Raw genomic sequence first — 24,043 nt, forward strand, 5'->3', positions numbered from 1 at the left:
CTCTGGACATTAGCTCTGCGAGGCGGCTTCAGGAATCCCCCGTTTCTGGTTTAAATCTTTGCAAATTGTTAATTTCCCAGCGTTCTGTCCTGTAGACTGATTGAATTCTGACGCGGTTTCGGGCATAAAGCCGAAAAGTCATAAATAAAGGTGCAAGTCACGCCCAATGCGCCTGAGGAGCCACCGTGCATTATCAGCCACAAAAAAACCTTCTACAGAACCGCATCATTCTGGTTACCGGTGCCAGCGACGGGATTGGTCGCGAAGCGGCGCTGACTTATTCTGAATACGGTGCGAGCCTTATTCTGCTGGGACGTAATGAAGAAAAGCTCAAAGCCGTTGCCCGTGAAATCGAAAACGCCGGCGGTACCCCCACGCCCTGGTATACGCTCGATCTGCTGACCTGTACGTCAGCGTCATGTCAGGCCCTTGCCCAGCGCATTAGTACGCATTATTCGCGTCTGGACGGCGTACTACACAACGCGGGGTTACTGGGCGAAGTGCGCCCGATGGATGAACAGGATCCGGAGATTTGGCAGCAGGTGATGCAGGTTAACGTCAATGGGACGTTTTTCCTGACCCAGGCCTTGCTTCCTTTATTACTTAACTCAGATTCCGGTTCGCTGGTGTTTACCTCCTCCAGCGTGGGGCGTCAGGGTCGTGCGAACTGGGGGGCTTACGCCGCCTCAAAATTTGCCACGGAAGGAATGATGCAGGTGCTGGCCGAAGAGTATCAAAACCGCCATCTGCGGGTTAACTGTATTAACCCTGGCGGTACGCGCACTAAAATGCGTGCCAGCGCGTTCCCGACAGAAGATCCGCAAAAGCTTAAAACCCCGGCCGATATTATGCCTCTTTACCTGTGGCTAATGGGTGACGACAGCCGTCGTAAAACCGGAATAACATTCGATGCTCAGCCAGGCCGCAAACCGGGGATATCGCAATGAGTGAAGACCGTCATCAACAGCGCCAGCAGCGTCTGAAAGAACAGGTTGATGCACGCGTGGCGGCCGCTCAGGACGAGCGCGGGATCCTCATCGTGTTCACCGGCAACGGCAAAGGCAAAACCACCGCCGCATTCGGTACCGCCACCCGCGCAGTCGGGCACGGTCAGAAAGTGGGCGTGATCCAGTTTATCAAGGGTGAATGGCCCAACGGCGAGCGTAATCTGCTCGAACCGCAAGGTGTTGAGTTTCAGGTGATGGCGACCGGTTTTACCTGGGATACCCAGAACCGGGAAACAGATACCGCAGCCTGCCTCGCCGTCTGGGAGCATGCCAAAAGAATGCTCTCTGACCCGTCGCTGAACATGGTGTTGCTGGATGAGATCACCTATATGGTGGCCTATGACTACCTGCCGCTGGAAGCCGTGCTGGAGGCCCTCAGGAACCGCCCTGCACACCAGACGGCGATCGTCACGGGGCGCGGGTGTCATCGGGACATTCTGGAGCTGGCCGATACCGTCAGCGAACTGCGTCCGGTTAAGCATGCGTTCGATGCGGGTATCAAAGCGCAAATAGGGATTGATTACTGAAGAAAAAAGCCCGGTATATTCACCGGGCTTTTAGATTAACCGTTGTTATTACGGCTGCCAGAGCGGCGATTGCTGCTAACCTGGCTGTGACGTTTAACCGCACGGCGGATCTGATTCGCCTTCATACGACGACGATCTTTCTCTACCGCCACTTTCGATGTGGTTTCTGGCGTCAGGCCAACCAGATCGCGCAGGTAGTTGGTTTGCGTCAGATCCAGCTCGGTATAGCCGCCACGTGGCAGGCCTTTCGGCAGCAGGATGTCGCCATAGCGGACACGAATCAAACGGCTTACCTGGACACCGACCGCTTCCCACAGACGACGCACCTCGCGGTTACGTCCCTCTGTCAGGGTAACGTTGTACCACTGGTTAATGCCTTCACCACCGGTAAACTTGATGGTTTTGAACGCCGCTGGGCCGTCTTCTAGCTGAACGCCACGCGACAGATCGCGCAATTTGTTCTCATCAACCTGACCGAAGACGCGCACGGCGTATTCACGCTCCACTTCACGACTCGGGTGCATCAGGCGGTTTGCCAGTTCACCATCGGTGGTGAACAGCAGCAGGCCACAGGTATTCACGTCCAGACGCCCTACGGCAATCCAGCGGGCGCCACGCAGTTTTGGCAGACGGTCGAACACCGTCGGGCGGCCTTCCGGGTCGTTGCGGGTACACAGTTCGCCTTCCGGCTTGTAGTAAGCCAGCACGCGGCAGATCTGTTCAGCGGACTCTTTCACGGAGATAAGATGGCCGTCAATGCGGATCTTCAGCCCCGGTACGATTTCAACGCGGTCACCGAGTGTGGCGATTTTACCGTCCACACTCACGCGACCTGCTTCAATAATGGCTTCGATTTCACGGCGCGAACCGTGGCCGGCACGCGCCAGCACTTTCTGTAACTTCTCGCTCATTGAGCTTCCTCAGGTGTCGCCTTCACAGGCGTCGAATCAGGTCAAAAACAGGGCAACGCCCTGCTTTGATGGCCGCGTAGTATATCTGCTTACACCCTTACAAGAAAGGCTTAACATCGCCCACGCCTTCACGAATCACTTCTGGCGCGTCTTCGGTGAGATCCACCACGGTGGTCGGTTGCTGGCCTAGATAGCCGCCATGAATAATCAGCTCCACCACTTTCTCCAGACGATCTTTGATCTCTTCCGGGTCGGACTCGGTAAACTCACTGCCCGGCAGCATCAGCGAGGTAGACAGCATCGGCTCGCCGAGGGTTTCCAGCAGCGCCTGGGCAATCGGGTTCGACGGCACGCGCATGCCGATGGTTTTACGTTTTTCCTGCAACAGACGACGCGGCACCTCTTTTGTCCCTTTCAGAATGAAGGTGTAGTTTCCCGGCGTGTTGTTTTTGATCAGGCGAAAGGCCACGTTGTCGACATACGCATAGGTCGACAGCTCAGATAGATCGCGACACATTAGGGTGAAGTTGTGGCCGTCCGGCAGCTGGCGGATGCGACAGATGCGCTCCATCGCCCCTTTATCCTCGATTTTACAGCCCAGCGCGTAGCCAGAATCGGTTGGGTAGACAATAACGCCGCCTTTACGGACGATTTCCACAGCCTGATTAATCAGACGTGGCTGTGGGTTATCCGGATGGATATAGAAAAACTGACTCATACTTCCCTCTCTTCAATTTGCTGTGGCTGTTCCCAGAGCTGCCAGACGGGCTCAACGCCAGCGGGTAACCAGAGCTTGCGCCCCAGTTCAATCCACGCGCAGGGTTGATGGAAATCTGAACCCTGTGACCCAAGCAGGCCAAACTGACGGGCGTAGGTCGCGAGCTGCGAACGCTCATTGGGTGCCTGCTGACACTGGGCAACTTCCATCGCCTCACCGCCGGATTCGGCAAAGTGGGCCAGCAACCTTTTCAGCCATTTAGCAGAAAGATTATACCGCCCCGGATGGGCCAATACGGCCTTACCACCAGAATGATGAATCACATCAATAGCTTGTTTTATTGTACACCACTGGGGAGGAACGTATCCGGTTTTCCCGCGCGCCAGATACTTTTTAAACACATTCGCCATGGTCGTCGCTTTACCGGCGTCAACCAGAAAACGGGCGAAATGGCCGCGCGTGACCGCCCCACCGTTCGCCAGCTTGCGCGCGCCTTCCAGCGCACCGGGGATATGCGCCTTCTCAAGACGTTCGCCTATCAACTCCGCGCGTTGATTGCGTCGTGCTTTTTGTTCTTGCAAAAATGCGCACATTGCCGGATGTTCTGTATCAATATTCAGGCCAACGATATGAATTTCGTGGTTTTCCCAGAGCGTGGAGATCTCGACCCCGGGCACCAGATTTAGCGCCAGCCCGCTTCGGGCAATCTCGGCGCGCGCGGCGGGGATGGCGTCTGTTGTGTCGTGATCGGTTATTGCCAGCGTGCCGACACGCATTTCAACGGCGCGATGGACCAGGGCTTCGGGCGTCAGCAGGCCATCTGAAGCCTGCGTATGGCTGTGTAAATCATAAATTACGGCGTAGGTGGTATCGCTCAAAGCACTTCCCATAACAGTCTGGAGACATCCGAAGCACCTATGATACCGACTTACCGCGAAATACTGAAATCAGGGGTTGACAACACGCCATCGAACTAGTTAACTAGTACGCAAGTTCACACGAGAAAGGTATCTGAAAATGACAGCACATTTCGCTCTGCACGGTTGGTGGCGTACTTCCTGATCTTCGGGCAGTGTCACGCGTCTGCGAAAAGCAAACAGATACCCGGCCCGCTCCCAAGCGGGCTTTTTTTTGAACAGAATATGAGAATAACAACATGCAAACAGCCAAACCCCACCTCGAACTGCTGACCTGCGAGGCGGCCTATCGCCATAACCCTACCGCGCTCTTTCATCAGGTGTGCGGTGCACGTCCTGCGACGCTGCTGCTGGAATCTGCTGATATCGACAGTAAGGACGATCTCAAAAGCCTGCTGCTGGTTGACAGCGCGCTGCGCATTACCGCATCGGGTGACACTGTCACTATTAAGGCGTTATCCGAGAATGGCGCGTCGCTGCTGCCGCTGCTGGATGCGGCTCTGCCTTCAGGCATTGAAAATGAGCGTCATCCGGACCTGCGAATTCTGTATTTCCCGCCGGTAAGCCAGTTGCTGGATGAAGATGCCCGCCTCTGCTCACTCTCCGTTTTCGACGCCTTCCGCCTGCTGCAAAATCTGGTCATTGTGCCGGAAGATGAGCGCGAAGCAATGTTCTTTGGCGGGCTGTTTGCTTACGACCTGGTTGCTGGCTTTGAAGATTTACCGGAAACCGAGCAGGGTAACCGCTGCCCGGACTACTGCTTCTACCTGGCCGAAACCCTGCTGGTGATCGACCATCAGAAAAAATACACCCGCATTCAGGCAAGCCTGTTCACGCCATCTGTGTCTGAGAAAAATCGCCTCGCGCAGCGCATCGCCCAACTGCAACAGCAGATGTCAGAAGCACCGCCCGCGCTCCCGGTGCAGCGTGTTGAAAAGATGACCTGCGAGGTGAGTCAGACCGACGATCAGTACGGCGCGGTGGTGCGTCAGATGCAAAAAGCGATTCGTGCCGGGGAGATTTTCCAGGTAGTGCCGTCCCGTCGCTTTTCACTGCCCTGCCCGTCGCCGCTGGCGGCTTACGATGTGCTGAAAAAGAGCAACCCAAGCCCGTACATGTTCTTTATGCAGGACAATGATTTCACTCTGTTCGGCGCGTCACCGGAAAGCTCCCTCAAGTACGACGCCACCAGCCGCCAGATTGAGATCTACCCGATAGCGGGAACCCGTCCACGCGGCCGTCGTGCCGATGGCTCCCTGGACCGCGATCTCGACAGCCGCATCGAACTGGAAATGCGTACCGACCACAAAGAGCTCTCCGAACACCTGATGCTGGTTGACCTGGCACGTAACGACCTGGCGCGTATTTGTACGCCGGGCAGCCGCTATGTGGCAGACCTGACCAAAGTCGACCGCTACTCCTTCGTCATGCATCTGGTATCCCGCGTGGTGGGTGAGCTGCGCCATGACCTCGACGTCCTGCACGCCTACCGCGCCTGCATGAACATGGGCACGTTGAGCGGCGCGCCGAAAGTCCGCGCCATGCAGCTGATTGCCGAAGCTGAAGGCCGCCGTCGCGGCAGCTACGGTGGCGCGGTGGGCTATTTCACCGCTCACGGTGACCTCGATACCTGCATCGTGATTCGCTCCGCCTACGTTGAGGACGGCATTGCTACCGTCCAGGCCGGGGCCGGGATTGTGCTGGATTCTGTTCCGCAGTCGGAAGCCGACGAAACCCGCAGTAAAGCGCGCGCGGTACTGCGCGCCATTGCTACCGCACACCATGCACAGGAGATTTTCTGATGGCTGACATTCTGCTGCTCGATAATATCGACTCCTTTACCTACAACCTGGCAGATCAGCTGCGTGCGAATGGACACAACGTCGTTATCTATCGCAACCACGTTCCGGCCCAGACGCTGATTGACCGTCTGGCGACCATGCAAAACCCGGTGCTGATGCTCTCCCCGGGGCCAGGCGCACCGAGCGAAGCGGGCTGTATGCCTGAGCTGTTGACCCGTATGCGCGGCAAGCTGCCGATTATCGGCATCTGCCTCGGCCACCAGGCGATTGTCGAAGCCTACGGTGGTTACGTGGGTCAGGCGGGGGAGATCCTGCATGGTAAAGCGTCAAGCATTGAACATGACGGTCAGGCGATGTTTGCCGGTCTGCCGAACCCGCTTCCGGTGGCGCGTTACCACTCACTGGTCGGCAGCAATATTCCGGCCGGGCTGACGATTAACGCCTCGTTTGAAGGGATGGTGATGGCGGTGCGTCACGATGCGGATCGCGTCTGCGGGATGCAGTTCCACCCGGAATCTATCCTGACGTCTAACGGCGCGCGCCTGCTGGAGCAAACGCTCAACTGGGCGTTGCAAAAGCTGGAGCAGACCAACACCCTGCAACCGATTCTGGAAAAACTGTATCAGGCCCAGACCCTGAGCCAGCAGGAGAGCCACCAGCTTTTCTCCGCCGTCGTGCGCGGCGAGCTGAAGCCTGAGCAGCTGGCCGCTGCGCTGGTGAGCATGAAAGTGCGCGGCGAAAGCCCGCAGGAGATCGCCGGTGCGGCAACCGCGCTGCTGGAAAATGCCGCCCCGTTCCCGCGCCCGGACTATCCGTTTGCCGATATCGTTGGGACCGGTGGCGACGGCAGCAACAGCATCAATATTTCGACCGCCAGCGCCTTTGTGGCGGCGGCATGCGGACTGAAAGTGGCGAAGCACGGCAACCGCAGCGTGTCCAGCCGTTCCGGATCGTCCGACCTGCTGGCGGCTTTCGGTATCAACCTGGACATGAACGCCGAGCGTTCCCGTGAAGCGCTGGATGACCTGGGCGTCTGTTTCCTGTTTGCGCCGAAGTATCACACCGGTTTCCGCCACGCGATGCCCGTTCGCCAGCAGCTTAAAACCCGGACGCTGTTTAATGTGCTCGGTCCACTCATTAACCCGGCGCACCCGCCGCTGGCGCTGATTGGCGTTTACAGTCCGGAGCTGGTCCTGCCGATTGCGGAGACGCTGCGCGTCCTCGGTTACCAACGCGCCGCCGTGGTACACAGCGGCGGGATGGATGAAGTTTCCCTGCATGCGCCCACGCTGGTGGCCGAACTGAATAACGGCGAAGTGCTGAACTATCAGCTTGAGGCCGCTGATTTCGGGTTGACCCCGTACCATCAGGACGCCCTGGCGGGCGGCACGCCGGAAGAAAACCGTGACATTCTCACGCGCTTATTACAAGGTAAAGGTGAGGCCGCCCATGAGGCCGCCGTGGCGGCCAACGTAGCCATGCTGATGCGTTTACATGGCGAGGAAGATCTGAAAGCCAACGCCCAAAAAGTTCTGGACGTACTGCGCTCCGGTGCAGCTTACGACCGCGTTACCGCACTTGCGGCAAGAGGGTAAATAATGCAGACCGTTTTAGCGAAAATCGTCGCCGATAAGGCCATCTGGGTGGAAGCCCGTAAGCAACAGCAGCCGCTCGCCAGTTTTCAGAATGACGTCGTTCCGAGCAGCCGTCGTTTCTATGATGCCCTCCAGGGCGCGCGTACCGCGTTTATTCTGGAGTGTAAAAAAGCGTCTCCGTCCAAAGGCGTGATCCGTGACGATTTCGACCCGGCGCGTATTGCCGGTATCTACAAGCATCATGCGTCTGCCATTTCTGTGCTGACGGATGAGAAATATTTCCAGGGCAGCTTCGATTTTCTGCCCGTAGTCAGCGGCATCGCGCCGCAGCCGATTCTGTGCAAAGACTTTATTATCGACCCGTATCAGATCTGGCTGGCGCGCTTTTACCAGGCCGATGCCTGCCTGCTGATGCTCTCCGTGCTGGATGACGAACAGTATCGCCAGCTCTCCGCCGTCGCGCACAGCCTGAATATGGGCGTGCTTACCGAAGTGAGCAACGAAGAGGAGCTGGAGCGCGCCATCGCGCTGGAAGCCAAAGTGGTCGGCATTAACAACCGCGACCTGCGCGACCTGTCGATTGACCTCAACCGTACGCGCCAGCTTGCGCCGCGTCTGGGTGCGGGCGTCACGGTGATCAGCGAATCCGGAATCAACAGCTACGCTCAGGTGCGCGAACTCAGCCACTTTGCCAACGGTTTCCTGATCGGTTCCGCGATGATGGAACACGACGATCTTAATGCGGCCGTGCGCCGCGTGCTGCTGGGTGAGAACAAAGTTTGCGGCCTGACCCGTGAGCAGGATGCGCAGGCCGCGTATGAGGCGGGCGCGATCTATGGTGGTCTGATCTTTGTTGAGTCCTCTCCTCGCGCCGTTAATGAAGAACAGGCGCGCAAGGTGATTGCGGCTGCGCCACTGAGCTACGTGGGCGTGTTCCGCAATGCGGATATTAACGACGTTGCGGCGAAAGCGGACGCGTTATCCCTGAGCGCGGTTCAGCTACATGGCGATGAAGATCAGACATACATCAATGCTCTGCGACATGTTCTGGCACCTCAGGTTCAGATCTGGAAAGCGCAAAGCGTTGGCGCCATCCTGCCCGCGCGTAACCTTACGCATGTTGATAAATACGTGCTCGACAACGGCCAGGGCGGCACGGGGCAGCGTTTCGACTGGTCACTGCTGCGTGGCGAAGTGCTGGACAATGTCCTGCTGGCGGGGGGATTAAGCCCCGATAACTGTGTGGAAGCAGCCAAAACCGGCTGCGCCGGCCTCGATTTCAATTCAGGCGTAGAGTCCCAACCGGGCATAAAAGACGCCAGCAAGCTGGCATCGGTATTTAAAACTCTGCGTGCATATTAAGGAAGAGAAGATGACGACATTACTTAACCCGTATTTTGGTGAGTTTGGTGGGATGTACGTCCCACAAATCCTGATGCCCGCGCTGCGCCAGCTGGAAGAAGCGTTCGTGAGTGCGCAGAAAGATCCGGCGTTTCAGGCGGAGTTTACTGACCTGCTGAAAAACTACGCCGGTCGTCCGACGGCACTGACCAAATGCCGCAACCTGACCGAAGGCACCAGAACCACGCTATACCTTAAACGTGAAGATCTGCTGCACGGCGGCGCGCATAAAACTAATCAGGTGCTTGGCCAGGCTCTGCTCGCCAAACGTATGGGTAAAACCGAAATTATCGCCGAAACCGGCGCGGGCCAGCACGGCGTGGCCTCTGCCCTCGCCAGCGCCCTGCTCGGCCTGAAGTGCCGCATCTATATGGGGGCGAAAGACGTGGAACGCCAGTCGCCGAACGTGTTCCGTATGCGTCTGATGGGGGCGGAAGTGATCCCTGTGCACAGCGGTTCTGCCACGCTGAAAGATGCCTGTAATGAAGCGCTGCGCGACTGGTCTGGCAGCTACGAAACCGCCCACTATATGCTCGGTACCGCGGCAGGCCCGCACCCGTTCCCGACCATCGTGCGTGAATTCCAGCGCATGATCGGTGAAGAGACTAAAGCGCAGATCCTCGAAAAAGAGGGTCGCCTGCCGGATGCGGTGATCGCCTGCGTTGGCGGCGGATCTAACGCCATCGGCATGTTTGCCGATTTTATTGACGAAACCAGCGTTGGGCTGATTGGCGTTGAGCCTGCCGGCCACGGCATTGAAACGGGCGAGCACGGTGCGCCGCTGAAGCATGGCCGCGTGGGGATCTATTTCGGCATGAAGGCCCCGATGATGCAGACCGATGAAGGGCAGATTGAGGAGTCTTACTCAATTTCAGCCGGGCTGGATTTCCCGTCCGTAGGGCCGCAGCACGCGTTCCTCAACAGCACCGGCCGCGCGGATTATGTCTCCATCACTGATGACGAAGCGCTGGAGGCCTTCAAAACGCTGTGCCGCAATGAAGGGATCATCCCGGCGCTGGAGTCTTCCCACGCGCTGGCACACGCGCTGAAAATGATGAAGGAAAACCCGGAAAAAGAGCAGCTGCTGGTGGTAAACCTTTCCGGTCGCGGTGACAAAGATATTTTCACCGTTCACGATATTCTGAAAGCACGAGGGGAAATCTGATGGAACGCTACGACAACGCATTTGCACAACTGAAAGCCCGCCAGGAAGGCGCTTTCGTTCCCTTCGTGACGCTGGGCGACCCCGGTCCGGAGCTGTCGCTGAAGATTATCGATACCCTGATTGACGCTGGTGCCGACGCGCTGGAGTTGGGGATTCCGTTCTCCGATCCGCTGGCGGATGGCCCGACCATCCAGAACGCGACGCTTCGCGCGTTTGCTGCGGGCGTGACGCCGGGCCAGTGCTTCGAAATGCTGGCGGCGATTCGCCAGAAGCACCCGACCATTCCGATCGGCCTGCTGATGTACGCCAACCTGGTGTTCAGCCGCGGTATTGATGCGTTTTACGCAGAGTGCGCCCGCGTGGGCGTTGACTCCGTGCTGGTGGCTGACGTGCCCGTTGAAGAGTCTGCGCCGTTCCGTCAGGCGGCGATGCGCCACAACGTCGCGCCGATTTTCATCTGTCCACCGAATGCCGATGACGATCTGTTGCGCCAGATTTCCTCTTACGGACGGGGTTACACCTACCTGCTCTCCCGTGCGGGCGTCACCGGTGCGGAAAACAAAGCCGCGCTTCCGTTGCATCATCTGGTGGAGAAGCTGGCAGAATACCATGCTGCGCCGCCGCTTCAGGGCTTTGGGATTTCCTCTCCGGATCAGGTTACTGCGGCGATTGACGCGAAAGCCGCCGGGGCCATTTCCGGTTCGGCTATCGTGAAAATCATCGAGAAGAATGTGGATAAGCCAGAGCAGATGCTGGCTGAGTTACACGCATTCGTCACATCCATGAAAGCGGCCACACACAAGGCGTAACCGTTAACACCGTCTGGCCCCGGCGTCAGGCGGTTTTCCCTTCTCTCTTCCTGAAAGAAGCAGGTCAAAATTGATCCTGTCGATATTTTCGGTGTGAATGACTTTTCAAACTTTCGCGTAAGCGTATGATCTGGGCTCTTTTTAGCGTTACCCTTCTGAGTTCAGAGGTTATTCATGTCCTGGCATTCCTTCAAACAGACTTACCTGGTTAAGTTCTGGTCACCTGTTCCGGCCGTTATCGCGGCAGGCATTCTCTCTACCTATTATTTCGGTATTACCGGCACCTTCTGGGCTGTTACGGGCGAGTTTACCCGCTGGGGTGGGCAGCTATTACAGCTGGCAGGCGTTCATGCCGAAGAGTGGGGTTACTTCAAACTGATCCATCTTGAGGGCTCACCGCTGACCCGCATCGACGGAATGATGATCATTGGCATGTTTGGCGGATGTTTTGCGGCCGCGCTGTGGGCCAACAACGTTAAGTTGCGCATGCCGAAAAGCCGCATCCGCATTATGCAGGCCGTGGTCGGCGGTATCATTGCCGGGTTTGGCGCCCGCCTGGCGATGGGCTGTAATCTGGCCGCGTTCTTTACCGGTATTCCGCAGTTCTCGCTGCATGCCTGGTTCTTTGCCGTCGCCACCGCCATAGGCTCATATTTCGGTGCAAAGTTCACCCTGCTGCCACTGTTCCGCATTCCGGTGAAAATGACGAAAGTTAGCGCTGCATCTCCGTTAACGCAAAAACCCGATCAGGCGCGTCGTCGCTTCCGCCTCGGTATGCTGGTCTTTTTTGCTATGGTTGCCTGGGCGATTTGCACGGCGATGAATCAGCCCAAACTCGGTCTGGCCATGCTGTTCGGCGTCGGCTTTGGTCTGCTGATTGAACGCGCGCAGATCTGCTTTACCTCCGCGTTTCGCGATATGTGGATAACCGGACGTACCATGATGGCGAAAGCCATTATTGCCGGGATGGCCGTGAGCGCGATCGGGATCTTTAGCTATGTTCAGCTCGGCGTTGAGCCGAAAATCATGTGGGCCGGTCCTAATGCGGTCATTGGCGGGCTGCTGTTTGGTTTTGGCATCGTGCTGGCGGGCGGGTGCGAAACTGGCTGGATGTATCGCGCCGTGGAAGGCCAGATGCATTACTGGTGGGTTGGTCTGGGTAACGTGATTGGCTCAACCCTCCTGGCGTACTACTGGGATGACGTCTCTCCAGTACTGGCAACCAACTGGGACAAGGTCAATTTGCTGAATACCTTTGGTCCACTCGGGGGGCTCATGGTGACCTACGCCCTGCTGCTTATCGCCTTCTTACTGGTTATTGCGCAAGAAAAGCGCTTCTTCCGGCGTGCCACCGTCAAAACTGAAACTCAGGAGAATGCCGCATGAAAGAGATCGTGCCTGATTATCGTCTCGATATGGTGGGTGAACCCTGCCCTTACCCGGCCGTCGCCACGCTTGAGGCGTTACCGCAGCTTAAGAAAGGTGAAATTCTGGAAGTGGTGAGCGATTGCCCCCAGTCGATCAATAACATTCCGCTTGATGCCAAAAATCACGGCTATACCGTGCTGGATATCCAGCAGGACGGACCAACGATTCGTTATTTAATTCAGAAGTGATTTCACGATCGAAAAAGGCCTCTCAGAGGCCTTATCTAGTTTACTGGCTTTGGCCACCGTCGTCGTCTGAGTTTCGGCAGGCATGAATGAGTGGTGAGACGTGTTCCGCAAACGGAACAGATAGCACCGTGAGGTAGGCTATGTGCTGGGCTGAACGTCGTGAACTGAAACTGTTTACCTGCACAAACGGGACACTCAAATTTGATGTTGGGGATATCCCCTCCAGCCAGGTATGTGGAACAACCACCATACAGCAATCCCCGGCTGACCGGGGATATATCTTCTGTCAGAAACGATAACCTGCTGAGAACATAAATACCCACGGATCCAGACGGGTACTGATACTCTGCTGCTCACCGCTAGCTTTAAAGCGCACGTCTGTATCAATGTCCATATACCAGACCGAGGCGTTGATCAGCCAGTCACGGTTAATCAGATAATCCAGACCAACCTGCCCCGCCATGCCCCACGAGTCTTTCAGGCTGAGATCGGATAGCCCAGCCTCTTTACCGGTATCGTTAAATTTCTCATCAAAGAAGGTGGTGTAGTTAACGCCTGCACCAATATAAGGGCGTAACTTGCTGATGGAATCGCCGAAGTACCACTGCGCCATCAGGGTTGGTGGTAAATGGTGCACCGTAGCAATGTCCCCGGTCGGCCCTAAACCGACGCGGTGACGGAATGGCGTGGCGGCCAGAAGCTCAACGCCAATGTTATCCGTAGCCATATACGTGAATGTCAGGCCTAACTGGGTGTTATTGCTAACGTTAAACCCGCCCATACCCAGTACATTGTCGGAACCTTCCGTTGGACGCACCGTTGCCGAACCGGCACGAATAAAGAATTCACCTGCTTCATGCGCGTACGCGCCGCCAGAGAGACTGCTTAAGATAAGGGCTGCCACCGCTAATTTTTTCATATCCGCTCCATCGTTGTGGTTTTAATTGCGGAGGAGAATATACTCACAAATGAGTAATAAGTGATCTAACACAGATCACATTAAAACCAGTAAGTTAACATTCATTGATCTAGGTTAATTTTTGGTGACGCCTCATAAAGCAATAAGTTGTTTCCGCGTCAATTTTTGGCATTTCATAGTTAAAAAATTTTCTGTTTTTCCTCTCTTGCGCTTCCTGTAGCGGCTGGATAATTTATCGCTCTCACAATCTGATTTGATGCGTTCTACTTTTGCAGGTGTGCCATGAGTGATCATAACCCGTGCATGACGTGCGGAGCCTGTTGTGCGTATTTTCGAGTCTCTTTCTACTGGGCTGAAGCCAGCGATGGCGGCGGCACCGTTCCGGTTGATCTCACTGAACCCTTGACCCCTTTCCTGCGTTGCATGCGCGGCACCAACCAAAAACAGAGCCGCTGTGTGGCACTGCAAGGTGAACCTGGGGTATCCACCCGCTGTTCCATTTACGCGGATCGCCCCAGCCCGTGCCGCACTTTCGCGATGTCGGGAGAGGATGGGCAGGTCAATGAGGCATGCAATCGCGCCCGCGCCCGCTATGGATTACCGCCGCTTTACAAAGATATGCTTTTCCATACAAGCCTTGATGCTGCCACCAGCGTGTTATCCGGTGTACAATTGCCGGCTAATTAACACCTGCAATACTCAAGGAGAGTGCATGTCTATCACGGCGAAGTCTGTCTACCGTGACACGGGAAATTTTTTCCGCAATCAGTTCGTTACTTTTTTACTGATCGCGTTGTTGTGCGCCTTTATTACGGTGGTGCTGGGTCATGCGTTCTCACCCAGTGATGAACAGATTGCCTCGCTGAGCCAGGGGGATCATCTTGCAGGCAGCGCAGGGTTATTTGACCTTGTGCAGAATATGACGCCAGAGCAACAGCAAATCTTGCTGCGTGCATCTGCGGCATCTACCTTCTCGGGGCTGATCGGCAACGCCATTCTGGCGGGTGGCGTGTTGCTGATGATCCAGCTGGTGTCTGCCGGCCAACGCGTCAGCGCGTTACGTGCCATCGGGGCCAGTGCTCCGGTGCTGCCGAAACTGTTTATCCTCATCTTCCTGACCACGCTGCTGGTCCAGATGGGGATAATGTTGGTTGTCGTTCCGGGCGTGCTGCTGGCTATCGTGCTTTCATTTGCGCCAGTAATGGTTGTGCAGGACAAAATGGGTATTTTCACCGCCATGCGCAGCAGCATAAGGCTCGCGTGGGCGAATATGCGTCTGGTCGCCCCGGCCGTTATCAGCTGGTTGCTGGCCAAGACTCTACTGTTGCTGTTTGCGCCGAATTTTGCGGTATTAACGCCAAACGTCGGCGCGGTTGTCGCCAATACGCTGAGCAATCTGATTTCAGCTGTACTGCTGGTCTATTTGTTCCGCCTGTACATGTTAATTCGTCAGTAACCGGGATCGCAGAATGAAGCAGTTTCTTGATTTTTTACCGCTGATCGTATTTTTCGCTTTTTATAAGCTGTACGACATCTATGCCGGCACGCTGGCGCTGATTGTGGCAACGGCTGTGGTGCTGATTTACAGCTGGGTTCGCTATCGCAAAGTTGAAAAGATGGCGCTCATCACTTTCCTGATGGTGGCGGTGTTTGGTGGTCTGACGTTGTTCTTCCACAATGATGAATTTATCAAATGGAAGGTCACAGTGATTTACGGCCTGTTTGCGGGCGCGCTGCTCATCAGCCAGTGGGTGATGAAGAAGCCGCTGATCCAGCGCATGCTGGGGAAAGAACTGACGCTGCCGCAGGCTGTGTGGGGGCGTCTGAATATCGCCTGGGCGCTATTTTTTATTCTGTGTGGTCTGGCGAATATCTATATCGCATTCTGGCTGCCGCAGAATATCTGGGTCAACTTCAAGGTGTTTGGCCTGACGGCGCTGACCCTTATCTTCACCCTGCTCAGCGGCGTTTATATTTATCGCCATATGCCGCAGGATGACAAGCACTGATCCTTCTGGCCAGATCGTCACGCGGTCTGGCCTCTTTTCCCGCCTTCTCTTTTCTCCACAATCTTCTTGCGAAAATGTCTGAATCATGAAGATTTTATGGAGATTGCTGTCGCTTTATTGTAATGAGAATCACTATCATTAATATTCTTCATCGCATTTTTAACAAATGGAAATGAGTTGATGAATAACATAATAAGATTTGCCCCGGCTACACTTACGCTCGCCATTCTTTCAACGCTATACCAGAGCGCGCATGCAGCGGAAGATCCTCTCGCCGATGGTGAAACAATGGTCGTTCAGGCAACCGCTGAAGAGGCCCTAAAGCAACAGCCGGGGGTTTCCATCATCACGGCAAAGGACATAGAAAAGGATCCACCGGTTAACGATCTTTCGGAAATTATTCGCAAAATGCCCGGGGTTAACCTCACCGGAAACAGCGCGACAGGCAGTCGTGGTAACAACCGTCAGATCGACATCCGCGGTATGGGGCCAGAGAACACGCTGATTCTGATTGACGGTGTGCCGGTGACGTCACGTAACTCGGTGCGCTACAGCTGGCGCGGGGAGCGCGACACCCGCGGGGACACCAACTGGGTTCCGCCAGAGATGGTTGAGCGTATTGAAGTGCTCCGGGGACCAGCTGCCGCCCGCTATGGTTCGGGGGCTGCCGGCGGCGTCGTCAACATCATTACCAAACGCCCGTCCAACGACTGGCACGGCTCCCTCTCCCTGTACACTAACCAGCCTGAAAATGATAAAGAGGGGGCGACGAAACGCGCTAATTTTGATCTGAGCGGCCCCCTCGCGGGCGATGCGTTAACGATGCGCCTGTACGGGAACATCAACAAAACCGACGCAGATGCTCAGGACATCAACACCGCGCAAAACGGCTCTTACGCCGCCGGGCGAGAGGGCGTACGTAACAAGGACATTAATGCCCTGCTCTCCTGGAAACTCACGCCACAGCAGATTATCGATTTCGACTACAGCTACAGCCGCCAGGGCAATATCTACGCGGGTGATACTCAATACAGCAACAGCAACGTCAGCCCTGACGGTCTGGTGTCGTCCCTGTATGGACACGAAACCAACCGAATGTACCGCCAGTCTTATGGCATTACGCACAACGGCATCTGGGACTGGGGTCAGTCAAAGTTCGGGGTTTATTATGAAAAGACCAACAACACCCGACTGGAAGAAGGCTCTACGGGCAAAGTTGAAGGGATGATCAATAGCGATAAATACGATACCAGCCGGCTGGAGTCATACCGTTCAACGGGTGAACTGAACATTCCTTTCTTCTGGCTGGTCGAACAGACGCTAACCGTGGGTGCAGAATGGAACCGTGATGAACTGAACGATCCGGCCTCAATGCAGTCGACAAATGTGTCGGGAGAAGTGATTAACGGCGTTCCCGGCACGGCTTCTGAGCGCAACAGCAAAAACAGCGCTGACCTCACCGGCATCTATCTTGAGGACAATATTGAAGCGCGTCAGGGCACCAACCTGATCCCAGGGCTCCGCTTTGATTATCACAATCAATTTGGCAGCAACTGGAGTCCGAGCCTGAACCTCTCTCAGGATTTGGGTGACATGTTCAAGGTTAAAGCGGGTATCGCTCGGGTATTTAAAGCGCCAAACTTGTATCAATCCAGCGAAGGCTATCTGCTTTCCACCCGCGGCAATGGCTGCCCGAATAACGTTTCCGAAGGAAGCTGTTATCTGTTAGGTAACCCGGATCTGGATCCGGAAATCAGCGTGAACAAAGAGATCGGCCTGGCCTTTGCCCTGGAAGGCTACGAGGCTGGAATTACCTGGTTCCGCAATGATTACAAAAACAAGATCGTTTCAGGAACGGACGTGCTGGGGCAGACAAGCAGCGACGCAAATATCCTGCAATGGGAGAACGGCGGTAAGGCCGTTGTTGAAGGGCTGGAAGGCAACCTCACCGTCCCTGTTATTCGCGACACGCTAACCTGGCGTACTAATGCGACGTATATGATTCAGTCTGAAAGTAAAGACACCGGTAATCCGCTGTCGATTATCCCCAAATATACCGTCAACACCATGCTGGACTGGGAGGTTAACAGCAAGCTTTCAGCCAACGTAAGCTGGACGATGTACGGCCGCCAGAAGCCCAGAGAAAACGCTGAAATCCGCAAAGAGGAAAATGCGATGTCCAACAGAGAGATCGGCGCGTATTCCATCGTGGGTATCGGCAGTAACTATCAGCTGACCAAAAACCTGCGCCTGAATGCCGGCATCAGCAACCTCTTTGACAAGCAGATTTACCGTGAAAATGACGGTGCATCTACCTATAACGAACCGGGCCGCGCCTATTACGCTGGCGTAACCATGTCCTTCTGACCTTCAGGCGCCCGCGCTGCGGGCGCTAACCCTATTCTCTCCAGCCAGAAATCATAGTAGCATCCCGCCTGAAGTCTTCAGTTACGAGTTTAAAAACAATGACAACAAATGACGCCCCACAGGGCGAACTGGTTTTACGCACACTGGCAATGCCTGCGGATACGAATGCCAATGGCGATATTTTTGGCGGCTGGTTAATGTCGCAGATGGATATGGGCGGTGCAATCCTGGCAAAAGAGATTGCACACGGGCGCGTGGTAACCGTCCGGGTCGATGGCATGACCTTCCTGCGCCCTGTCGCGGTGGGGGACGTGGTGTGCTGTTACGCACGCTGCGTAAAACGCGGCAATACGTCTATCTCCATTAACATTGAAGTATGGGTGAAAAAAGTCTCTTCTGAACCGATTGGTCAGCGCTATAAGGCGACGGAGGCCCTGTTCATCTACGTGGCAGTGGATAGCGACGGTAAGCCCCGCCAGCTCCCACGGAGCTGATCCTCAGGTAAAAAAAAGCCTCCTTGCGGAGGCTTCTTTTATTCCATCTGTGCCCCGCCGTTCAGGCGGAAGACAATATTTACAATCAACCCATTGCCGGGTTTACCGGCTTCATAACGCCACCTGCGCATGGCCGATTTAACTTCGCGTTCAAACATATTCGCCGGCTGTGCGGACAGGATTTCCACGTTATCCACACGTCCATCAGCCGTAACGTCAAATTTCACCCGTACACGCCCTTCAATACGTAACGCCTGAGCACGTGCCGGATACTGCGGCTGGTTACGGCTCAGCGCGCGCGGGCCCGCTGGCGCCGTTACCGTCGGTTTTGTCGCGGTCGTGGTGTTACTCATCAGCGGACGTGACGGGGCGGCATTTTCAACCGGCTGCGTGGTGCGTGGCTCAACCGGACGCACTTCGCGTTTCGGACGCTCTTTCACCTTTTTGACCGGCTTGGGTTTTGGCTTCGGCTTAGGTTTCGGCTCTGGCTTATGGATCACCACCGGCGCTTCTTTTGGCGGTTCAGGAATCGGCTCGGGTTCCGGCTCGGGTTCAACAACGGGCTGTGGCGGCGGCGGCGCAACCTGCGGCGGTTCAAGATCCGCGGGCGATACCATGGTCACAGAAATTGGCTGCGCTGGCGCTGGCATTTCAATAACCTGATGAACCGAGGTATAGAGCAGACCCGCCACGACAGCACCGTGAATAACGACGGAAAGCAGCGTCGGCCATGGAAAGCGGCGAGGTAAATCAAGGGTCATCGAAGTCATAATCATCAACGTTAAAAAACCGAACCTCGATTTTAAATGCAAATAGCAATCATATTCAATAAGACACTTTGTCCTGACGCAATTTAAGCGTATAAGAGGGCAAAAAAGGGGCATCCAGATCAGGGTTTTAACATTGTTATTATCTTTACATTGCAGTCATTTGTGCTTTCACATAACGTAAATGTCACTTTTACCGGTTAAGGAGCTTTGCCGTGCTTTATGTGATTTACGCTGAAGATGTACCTGATTCTCTGGAAAAACGTCTTTCCGTTCGCCCTGCCCATCTGGCGCGTTTACAGCTGCTACAGGATGAAGGTCGGTTGCTGACCGCAGGCCCGATGCCTGCCGTTGACAGCAACGATCCGGGAGCAGCGGGTTTTACCGGCTCCACGGTGATTGCCGAGTTTGAATCTCTGGAAGCCGCGCAGGCCTGGGCAGAAGCAGACCCGTACGTCGCAGCCGGCGTGTACGAGAAAGTCACGGTTCGCCCGTATAAAAAAGTGTTCTGAAACGAAAGGCTCCCTCGGGAGCCATTTTAAACACCTTAACACAATGAAATAAAAGGATTTATTACAGGCCGAGTCCACATATTGACCACATTGACACATTACTTCCCGCCCATGCGGGAAGTTTCATTTAAATCATTTTCTATTTAAAAGATTTCTCGGCAAGATTACTTAACAAGCTCACGCATTACGTTCCCATACTTAAATTTCAGATTTTGACTTGAGAGGAACATGCCACTGTTAGCTCTGAATCGCCACGGGTTTAACAGACACCTCAGAGTCATTTAAGATGACTTAAAGAGAGGTGCCCATGAGCGGTAAGCGTTATCCTGAAGAGTTTAAAATTGAAGCAGTCAAACAGGTTGTTGATCGTGGTCATTCTGTTTCCAGTGTTGCAACACGTCTCGATATCACCACTCACAGTCTTTACGCCTGGATAAAGAAGTACGGTCCGGATTCTTCCACTCAAAATGAACAGTCAGATGCTCAGGCCGAAATCCACGAAGGCTGGCTGTATCTGGCCGTGGTGGTTGACCTGTTCTCACGCAAAGTTATCGGCTGGTCAATGCAACCCCGCATGACAAAAGAGATTGTCCTGAACGCATTACTTATGGCGGTGTGGAGGCGTAATCCTCAAAAGCAGGTACGGTTCACTCTGATCAGGGCAGTCAGTACACGAGCCATGAGTGGCAGTCGTTCCTGAAATCACACGGTCTGGAAGGCAGCATGAGTCGTCGCTGTAACTGCCACGACAACGCGGTTGCGGAAAGCTGTGCCAGCGCTGGCGCTGACTGGCAAATGCTGGAGTAAAAAACGGATGCAAACTCATGCACCTGATGCATGTCGAGCTTAAATACGAGAAAATCGCGAGTAAATGGCATAACAAGACCGGCATTCTGAGTGCCGGTCTTGTGGCTTGATGCAAGCATCAGTTTTGCCATGAAATGATGTCGTCCAGTCCAGAGAGCAGGTCGGGAAAGTAACTTTCATCAATATCGAAGGAATCATCAAGGGTAATACTGTCAGCATGGTTTTCAGGCTTAAGTACCATGCTAACGCCAACAGCCCCGGCAAAATGTGCCTGATGAAACTTAAGCACAACCTGCTCGAATGCCGAGGTTAAATTAATATCCTTAAATTTCGCCCCTGTCTTTAAGGCCAGATGGAAATCATGTGTATCATTCCTGAACTGCTCCAACTGACCGACAAAAAACTCTGCAGCAAATTCTGTTTTTAAGGCTGGGATTGAGAATTCAACCCAAACCATAATACGGCTATAGGCAGGCTCTTCGGGCTCAGCCAGCCTTTCATAAGGTGTTAATTTAAGGTGTCTGTCACCGCTTGTGATATCTATCATGATCCCCCCTTACGGCATGTACTGAAAATGCATGATAGTCCAGTCAGCTTCCCTGACCAAAACCTCAAGACGGTAAGACTTATAAATATAAGTGCCTTTATTTTGCCTGTCTTCCACCAGCTTATACATACGAGCCTCGTAACGGAAAAGCCCTGGCTTTTTGAGAGGATCCGGCGTTCTTATGCCATAACGAATGGCCTTTTCCTGAATCTGCAAAGGCACATAACGACCTGGGGTCAGCATGTGTTTTGCCAATGATTCGCTCATCCTGAGCGCGCGAGCGGATAAGCCCATTTTAAGGCGGCCACGCAAGAGACTGATGGTAGCCTCACTGAGCCTCACAGTTACACCGGCTTTGACACCACTTTTCAGTAACGCCTGACCTGCCCGTAAAAGACGAAATGCACCAAAAGCAATTAGAGCGAGGTCTGTTGGGTCAATCAGGGGGGCTTCTAATGGCGCTTCTTCCAGCCTAACAAACATGCCGTCTGCATCATAAATCTGCCATAAACCGGGAGCCTGAGCGACGGAATAACCAATACACATCCCGCTTTCGTCATCAACGATGGGTTTTGAGTTCAGTGGAGGATTGCGTGGGCGAAATTCGAAATATTCACCGGCTGGCAATGTAGACTGGAAGGTGTAGAAACGTCCTGGCTCGTCTGTAATTAATCCAACGCTCATTGTCATGATTTCCTTTTGGGCTAACCTTTGAGTCATCATAAAGGACGTTTTTACTTCAATCTACTTTTCCTGATTCTGATTTTATCGGCTTAGAAGTTAACGCCTCTCAGGGCTCGTTGTTCAACACCACCGACACTGAAAGCGAGTTTCAGCACCGGCGGCGTTGCTATCGTCGACGTGGCGGCGAAATTATCGAACCTATCACCGGTGTAAACCCCTCAATTTTCGTATCGCTGATCTCGCTATATTTGCGGTTATTTTCTCTTGCGATAATTAGCCATCTGAATAAATAATCTTTCATAAAGTCCACTCCATTTCAGTTGAATTTCCAGGCCACTCGTCAGTAGCCGGATATTTGAAACTTTTCTTGCCATAAATCACCGTGCCCCACGCGCCAGCGCGTCGAGCTCACACCGTTCCGGGGTAATGCCGTCCTGAGCTAAATCGAAACGAATTTTTGCGACGCGATCCCTTTCGGACTTTGTCATCCGGGCTGATGGCGCTTGCTCGCTGGTTTTGAGCGGCGCATTGCTTCTTTGATGCCGATGTTTGCGTGGTGCGCGAGCTTTTAACGCCTCGTTAAGCACCTACACAACGTCTGGCTCATTCCAACCGATAACCCCGCGCTCAATCAGATTTAACACCGCTGCGGCTTGCTCGGACGGTGTGGGGGTCATAACTGGATCGCCACCGCCTGTGAGCTTTCCACAGTTATTGACAGGACTCCGGGCGCGTCAGAGCCGCTTTTTATGGCTTTTGACTGCTAGTAGTAAAACGTGAAGCCTTGTCTGGCGCGTCTTTCAAGTTACGCCAGATATTAAAAAGGCTCCCTCGGGAGCCTTTTCTTCATTCAGTGCAGCGACGCCAGCCTCGCCGCAAATCCAACAAACAGCAGGCCTATCAACCCATTCCCCAGCTTCGCCAGTTTCTTTTTGGTTTTCAGATAACGCGTGACAAACGCGCCTGAGAAAATCAGGAAGCTCATGTACATGAAGCTGATCAGCTCAAGCGTTGTGGCGAGGATCAGGAACGACGTGCCGGTATTCTTCGCATTGACATCAATGAACTGCACGAAGAACGATACGTAAAAGAGAATCGCTTTCGGGTTCGTCAGGCTCAGCACCAGCGAACGCTTAAGGATCGCGCTTGCCGGTTCGGCGCTACTTTCGTGCGCATTTTTTTGACGTGTCATAACGGACCAGAGCATTTTTCCGCCGAGCCACAGCAGATAAAACGCCCCAAGATAGCGGACAATATTAAATAACACCGGAGTGGTCTGGATCAACGCGGCGACGCCCGCCCAGGCCAGAAACATCAGCACGGCATCACCAATAAACACACCGGTGGCTGCCAGATAGCCTTTCTTAACGCCGTGGCCAATCCCTGTTTTCAGCACAAACAAGGTGTTCGGTCCTGGAACCAGCACGATAAAAAATGCGCCGACAACATAGGTCCAGAAATTCAGTACACCAAACTCCGCAAACACGTCTCACTCCTTTTGCTCAAAAACAGCGGGGATACCGGTAATAACGGTATCCCCTGAATCAGTTGCGCTATTGTACGCCGTTATAGCCATCAAGATAAGTCGCGGCCAGTTCGTTACCAAATAATATGGCGTCTTTACTGTCCATGTCCGAAGACCATTTATCCTTCGCGTTGCCTGCGTACAATTCCTGCGACTTCGCATTTTCTTTCAGCTGATCGCGAATGCTTTGCGCGTATTCACTGGCTTCAGCCTGAGTCCACCCTTCCGCACGGTCAGCTTTGCCCCGGGCATAAAGCTCGCGGAACTGCGCTACGTTCAGGTGATAATTTTTCTGCACGCTGGAGGTGTAATTGCCGCCAGTAAAGCTGGACTGATGCGACACGAAATAAAACGCGTGCCGTTCGGGTGAGGTTTTGCTACTGGCACAACCGCTTAATACTGCAATCCCGAAGAGTGCTGCCATCACTTTTACGTTCATCCTTTTTTCCTTTAATAAAGCCAATGTATTCCCCACGCAAAAACATAATCTGCCAATGAGGAAAATGACGAAAGTCCTAAACCTTCCCTGAGCGCATCCAGCGCCAAAAGTGCAATGAAAATCCAGAGATAAGGATTCATCTTTTAATATCATGACGTTATGGGGACGTAGTATATCGTGGAAAGCAGACGGGAGGAGACTGCAAAGATTGATAGTCTGGATGTTTAATGGGCACCTTTACGGTGCCCCTCATGCTTTTCAGATATCCTGGACCGCGAACAGCAGCGCGTTACGGTGTCTGTTCAGGCCACATTTTCTGATGGCGTGGATACGCATATTGCGGCGGGATTGTGCTTCCAGCCAACGAGCCTTACGACGACTCACCTGTCGCAACATGCGCCAGCGCCCTACTTCAGTTCTACTGCGCTTCATGTCTACAACTCTTTCTCTAACAGAGATGCCATTATATGCCTAAGCAGGCGGCAAACCAGCGCTTTTATCTGCC

At 54.2% G+C, this 24,043-nt stretch carries 27 protein-coding genes, 3 pseudogenes and 1 other annotated feature; of the genes and pseudogenes, 18 read left to right on the plus strand and 12 right to left on the minus strand.

The features are described from left to right. Positions 1-185 precede the first annotated feature (185 nt). Together IM282_RS01140 and cobO are read left to right on the plus strand one after the other, a co-directional pair. Positions 186-947 (plus strand): YciK family oxidoreductase, encoded by a 762-nt coding sequence (locus IM282_RS01140; RefSeq protein ID WP_045308896.1) that lies wholly within the window; start codon positions 186-188, stop codon positions 945-947. Next, entirely contained in the window at positions 944-1,534 is a 591-nt protein-coding gene (gene cobO / locus IM282_RS01145; protein ID WP_045308895.1) for a cob(I)yrinic acid a,c-diamide adenosyltransferase, read from the plus strand. The genes IM282_RS01140 and cobO overlap by 4 nt, the downstream gene beginning before the upstream one ends. A 35-nt stretch (positions 1,535-1,569) precedes the next feature. On the opposite strand, the gene rluB is transcribed toward cobO, so the two are convergent. The 3 genes from rluB to rnm all read right to left on the minus strand — a co-directional run bounded on the left by rluB (position 1,570) and on the right by rnm (position 4,041). After that, the gene (gene rluB, locus IM282_RS01150; protein ID WP_003856794.1) at positions 1,570-2,445 is read right to left on the minus strand and encodes a 23S rRNA pseudouridine(2605) synthase RluB; all 876 of its coding nucleotides are present in this window, start codon (positions 2,443-2,445) and stop codon (positions 1,570-1,572) included. Between the two features lie 97 nt (positions 2,446-2,542). After that, positions 2,543-3,163, minus strand: coding sequence for an L-threonylcarbamoyladenylate synthase (locus IM282_RS01155; RefSeq protein ID WP_003856793.1), 621 nt, complete (start codon positions 3,161-3,163; stop codon positions 2,543-2,545). Then, positions 3,160-4,041 (minus strand): RNase AM, encoded by an 882-nt coding sequence (gene rnm / locus IM282_RS01160; protein WP_032622438.1) that lies wholly within the window; start codon positions 4,039-4,041, stop codon positions 3,160-3,162. The genes IM282_RS01155 and rnm overlap by 4 nt, the downstream gene beginning before the upstream one ends. Before the next feature lie 139 nt (positions 4,042-4,180). On the opposite strand from rnm, the gene trpL reads away from it, so the two are divergent. The 8 genes from trpL to yedF all read left to right on the plus strand — a co-directional run bounded on the left by trpL (position 4,181) and on the right by yedF (position 12,468). Further along, complete coding sequence (gene trpL, locus IM282_RS01165) at positions 4,181-4,225, plus strand: trp operon leader peptide (protein ID WP_071524153.1); 45 nt, start codon at positions 4,181-4,183, stop codon at positions 4,223-4,225. Further along, positions 4,202-4,296 (plus strand) — a sequence feature (Trp leader region). (Overlaps the previous gene by 24 nt.) A gap of 23 nt (positions 4,297-4,319) precedes the next feature. Continuing rightward, on the plus strand, positions 4,320-5,882 hold the full coding sequence (locus IM282_RS01170) for an anthranilate synthase component 1 (protein WP_192970023.1): 1,563 nt from the start codon (positions 4,320-4,322) through the stop codon (positions 5,880-5,882). After that, a complete protein-coding gene (gene trpD, locus IM282_RS01175; protein WP_022648332.1) occupies positions 5,882-7,477 on the plus strand; it encodes a bifunctional anthranilate synthase glutamate amidotransferase component TrpG/anthranilate phosphoribosyltransferase TrpD in 1,596 nt (531 codons plus the stop codon). The genes IM282_RS01170 and trpD overlap by 1 nt, the downstream gene beginning before the upstream one ends. A 3-nt stretch (positions 7,478-7,480) precedes the next feature. Next, positions 7,481-8,839, plus strand: a complete 1,359-nt coding sequence (trpCF, locus tag IM282_RS01180; protein WP_063849111.1) for a bifunctional indole-3-glycerol-phosphate synthase TrpC/phosphoribosylanthranilate isomerase TrpF — start codon at positions 7,481-7,483, stop codon at positions 8,837-8,839. A 10-nt stretch (positions 8,840-8,849) separates the two neighbouring features. Continuing rightward, positions 8,850-10,043: a tryptophan synthase subunit beta gene (gene trpB / locus IM282_RS01185; protein WP_022648334.1), complete on the plus strand. Its 1,194-nt coding sequence runs from the start codon at positions 8,850-8,852 to the stop codon at positions 10,041-10,043. Continuing rightward, positions 10,043-10,852, plus strand: a complete 810-nt coding sequence (trpA, locus tag IM282_RS01190) for a tryptophan synthase subunit alpha (protein WP_192970024.1) — start codon at positions 10,043-10,045, stop codon at positions 10,850-10,852. The genes trpB and trpA overlap by 1 nt, the downstream gene beginning before the upstream one ends. Before the next feature lie 174 nt (positions 10,853-11,026). Continuing rightward, on the plus strand, positions 11,027-12,238 hold the full coding sequence (yedE, locus tag IM282_RS01195) for a selenium metabolism membrane protein YedE/FdhT (RefSeq protein ID WP_192970025.1): 1,212 nt from the start codon (positions 11,027-11,029) through the stop codon (positions 12,236-12,238). After that, on the plus strand, positions 12,235-12,468 hold the full coding sequence (gene yedF, locus IM282_RS01200; protein ID WP_003856774.1) for a sulfurtransferase-like selenium metabolism protein YedF: 234 nt from the start codon (positions 12,235-12,237) through the stop codon (positions 12,466-12,468). Before yedE ends, yedF begins: the two co-directional genes overlap by 4 nt. A 286-nt stretch (positions 12,469-12,754) precedes the next feature. Here the strand turns inward: yedF and ompW are convergent, their stop codons facing one another. Continuing rightward, a complete protein-coding gene (gene ompW, locus IM282_RS01205) occupies positions 12,755-13,387 on the minus strand; it encodes an outer membrane protein OmpW (protein ID WP_192970026.1) in 633 nt (210 codons plus the stop codon). A gap of 282 nt (positions 13,388-13,669) precedes the next feature. On the opposite strand from ompW, the gene IM282_RS01210 reads away from it, so the two are divergent. The 5 genes from IM282_RS01210 (at position 13,670) to yciA (ending at position 18,257) form a co-directional block, all read left to right on the plus strand. Beyond that, on the plus strand, positions 13,670-14,074 hold the full coding sequence (locus IM282_RS01210; RefSeq protein ID WP_017384228.1) for a YkgJ family cysteine cluster protein: 405 nt from the start codon (positions 13,670-13,672) through the stop codon (positions 14,072-14,074). A gap of 25 nt (positions 14,075-14,099) precedes the next feature. Further along, a complete protein-coding gene (locus IM282_RS01215) occupies positions 14,100-14,843 on the plus strand; it encodes a YciC family protein (protein WP_023300270.1) in 744 nt (247 codons plus the stop codon). 13 nt (positions 14,844-14,856) lie between these two features. Beyond that, positions 14,857-15,396 carry a septation protein A gene (locus IM282_RS01220; RefSeq protein ID WP_003856762.1) on the plus strand — a complete coding sequence of 180 codons (540 nt, stop codon included), beginning with the start codon at positions 14,857-14,859 and terminating at the stop codon, positions 15,394-15,396. 180 nt (positions 15,397-15,576) lie between these two features. Next, a complete protein-coding gene (locus IM282_RS01225; RefSeq protein ID WP_023300271.1) occupies positions 15,577-17,763 on the plus strand; it encodes a TonB-dependent siderophore receptor in 2,187 nt (728 codons plus the stop codon). Between the two features lie 98 nt (positions 17,764-17,861). Beyond that, positions 17,862-18,257 (plus strand): acyl-CoA thioester hydrolase YciA, encoded by a 396-nt coding sequence (yciA, locus tag IM282_RS01230; RefSeq protein WP_022648341.1) that lies wholly within the window; start codon positions 17,862-17,864, stop codon positions 18,255-18,257. 38 nt (positions 18,258-18,295) lie between these two features. Here yciA and tonB read toward each other — a convergent pair whose 3' ends face one another. Next, positions 18,296-19,018, minus strand: coding sequence for a TonB system transport protein TonB (gene tonB, locus IM282_RS01235; protein ID WP_192970037.1), 723 nt, complete (start codon positions 19,016-19,018; stop codon positions 18,296-18,298). 221 nt (positions 19,019-19,239) lie between these two features. Between tonB and IM282_RS01240 the strand changes: the two genes are divergently transcribed. From IM282_RS01240 to IM282_RS21970, 3 genes and pseudogenes are all read left to right on the plus strand, one after another. After that, positions 19,240-19,536: a YciI family protein gene (locus tag IM282_RS01240; protein ID WP_003856755.1), complete on the plus strand. Its 297-nt coding sequence runs from the start codon at positions 19,240-19,242 to the stop codon at positions 19,534-19,536. 307 nt (positions 19,537-19,843) lie between these two features. Continuing rightward, a pseudogene (locus IM282_RS21965) lies at positions 19,844-19,975 on the plus strand (transposase); the annotation flags it as partial. A 57-nt stretch (positions 19,976-20,032) separates the two neighbouring features. After that, positions 20,033-20,304: pseudogene (locus IM282_RS21970) on the plus strand (DDE-type integrase/transposase/recombinase); the annotation flags it as partial. Positions 20,305-20,461: 157 nt separating this feature from the next. On the opposite strand, the gene IM282_RS01250 reads toward IM282_RS21970, so the two are convergent. From IM282_RS01250 to IM282_RS01270, 7 genes and pseudogenes are all read right to left on the minus strand, one after another. After that, positions 20,462-20,890 carry a hypothetical protein gene (locus tag IM282_RS01250; RefSeq protein WP_022648346.1) on the minus strand — a complete coding sequence of 143 codons (429 nt, stop codon included), beginning with the start codon at positions 20,888-20,890 and terminating at the stop codon, positions 20,462-20,464. A 9-nt stretch (positions 20,891-20,899) separates the two neighbouring features. Next, entirely contained in the window at positions 20,900-21,580 is a 681-nt protein-coding gene (locus IM282_RS01255; RefSeq protein ID WP_226839799.1) for a hypothetical protein, read from the minus strand. Positions 21,581-21,871: 291 nt separating this feature from the next. Continuing rightward, positions 21,872-22,302 (minus strand): annotated as a pseudogene (locus tag IM282_RS21820) (replication endonuclease); the annotation flags it as partial. A 122-nt stretch (positions 22,303-22,424) separates the two neighbouring features. After that, positions 22,425-23,060, minus strand: coding sequence for a leucine efflux protein LeuE (leuE, locus tag IM282_RS01260; RefSeq protein ID WP_006810877.1), 636 nt, complete (start codon positions 23,058-23,060; stop codon positions 22,425-22,427). A 67-nt stretch (positions 23,061-23,127) separates the two neighbouring features. Next, positions 23,128-23,538 (minus strand): Exc2 family lipoprotein, encoded by a 411-nt coding sequence (locus tag IM282_RS01265; RefSeq protein ID WP_192970027.1) that lies wholly within the window; start codon positions 23,536-23,538, stop codon positions 23,128-23,130. 11 nt (positions 23,539-23,549) lie between these two features. Further along, positions 23,550-23,678 (minus strand): KPN_01571 family protein, encoded by a 129-nt coding sequence (locus tag IM282_RS21975; RefSeq protein WP_209662595.1) that lies wholly within the window; start codon positions 23,676-23,678, stop codon positions 23,550-23,552. Positions 23,679-23,796: 118 nt separating this feature from the next. Continuing rightward, a complete protein-coding gene (locus IM282_RS01270) occupies positions 23,797-23,970 on the minus strand; it encodes a YciY family protein (RefSeq protein WP_017384232.1) in 174 nt (57 codons plus the stop codon). Positions 23,971-24,043: the final 73 nt, after the last annotated feature.

Origin of the sequence: Enterobacter cloacae complex sp. P29RS, assembly GCF_014893445.1 — a bacterium.
In the GTDB taxonomy this organism is placed as follows: domain Bacteria; phylum Pseudomonadota; class Gammaproteobacteria; order Enterobacterales; family Enterobacteriaceae; genus Enterobacter; species Enterobacter intestinihominis.

What these genes read in the sequence shown, in the direction of transcription:
- cobO (WP_045308895.1), top strand. Translation starts at nt 944, where the DNA reads ATGAGTGAAGACCGTCATCAACAGCGCCAGCAGCGTCTGAAAGAACAG.
- rluB (WP_003856794.1), bottom strand. Translation starts at nt 2,445, where the DNA reads ATGAGCGAGAAGTTACAGAAAGTGCTGGCGCGTGCCGGCCACGGTTCG.
- IM282_RS01155 (WP_003856793.1), bottom strand. Translation starts at nt 3,163, where the DNA reads ATGAGTCAGTTTTTCTATATCCATCCGGATAACCCACAGCCACGTCTG.
- IM282_RS01170 (WP_192970023.1), top strand. Translation starts at nt 4,320, where the DNA reads ATGCAAACAGCCAAACCCCACCTCGAACTGCTGACCTGCGAGGCGGCC.
- trpD (WP_022648332.1), top strand. Translation starts at nt 5,882, where the DNA reads ATGGCTGACATTCTGCTGCTCGATAATATCGACTCCTTTACCTACAAC.
- trpCF (WP_063849111.1), top strand. Translation starts at nt 7,481, where the DNA reads ATGCAGACCGTTTTAGCGAAAATCGTCGCCGATAAGGCCATCTGGGTG.
- trpB (WP_022648334.1), top strand. Translation starts at nt 8,850, where the DNA reads ATGACGACATTACTTAACCCGTATTTTGGTGAGTTTGGTGGGATGTAC.
- trpA (WP_192970024.1), top strand. Translation starts at nt 10,043, where the DNA reads ATGGAACGCTACGACAACGCATTTGCACAACTGAAAGCCCGCCAGGAA.
- yedE (WP_192970025.1), top strand. Translation starts at nt 11,027, where the DNA reads ATGTCCTGGCATTCCTTCAAACAGACTTACCTGGTTAAGTTCTGGTCA.
- yedF (WP_003856774.1), top strand. Translation starts at nt 12,235, where the DNA reads ATGAAAGAGATCGTGCCTGATTATCGTCTCGATATGGTGGGTGAACCC.
- ompW (WP_192970026.1), bottom strand. Translation starts at nt 13,387, where the DNA reads ATGAAAAAATTAGCGGTGGCAGCCCTTATCTTAAGCAGTCTCTCTGGC.
- IM282_RS01210 (WP_017384228.1), top strand. Translation starts at nt 13,670, where the DNA reads ATGAGTGATCATAACCCGTGCATGACGTGCGGAGCCTGTTGTGCGTAT.
- IM282_RS01215 (WP_023300270.1), top strand. Translation starts at nt 14,100, where the DNA reads ATGTCTATCACGGCGAAGTCTGTCTACCGTGACACGGGAAATTTTTTC.
- IM282_RS01220 (WP_003856762.1), top strand. Translation starts at nt 14,857, where the DNA reads ATGAAGCAGTTTCTTGATTTTTTACCGCTGATCGTATTTTTCGCTTTT.
- IM282_RS01225 (WP_023300271.1), top strand. Translation starts at nt 15,577, where the DNA reads ATGAATAACATAATAAGATTTGCCCCGGCTACACTTACGCTCGCCATT.
- yciA (WP_022648341.1), top strand. Translation starts at nt 17,862, where the DNA reads ATGACAACAAATGACGCCCCACAGGGCGAACTGGTTTTACGCACACTG.
- tonB (WP_192970037.1), bottom strand. Translation starts at nt 19,018, where the DNA reads ATGACCCTTGATTTACCTCGCCGCTTTCCATGGCCGACGCTGCTTTCC.
- IM282_RS01250 (WP_022648346.1), bottom strand. Translation starts at nt 20,890, where the DNA reads ATGATAGATATCACAAGCGGTGACAGACACCTTAAATTAACACCTTAT.
- IM282_RS01255 (WP_226839799.1), bottom strand. Translation starts at nt 21,580, where the DNA reads ATGACAATGAGCGTTGGATTAATTACAGACGAGCCAGGACGTTTCTAC.
- IM282_RS01265 (WP_192970027.1), bottom strand. Translation starts at nt 23,538, where the DNA reads ATGAACGTAAAAGTGATGGCAGCACTCTTCGGGATTGCAGTATTAAGC.
- IM282_RS21975 (WP_209662595.1), bottom strand. Translation starts at nt 23,678, where the DNA reads ATGAATCCTTATCTCTGGATTTTCATTGCACTTTTGGCGCTGGATGCG.
- IM282_RS01270 (WP_017384232.1), bottom strand. Translation starts at nt 23,970, where the DNA reads ATGAAGCGCAGTAGAACTGAAGTAGGGCGCTGGCGCATGTTGCGACAG.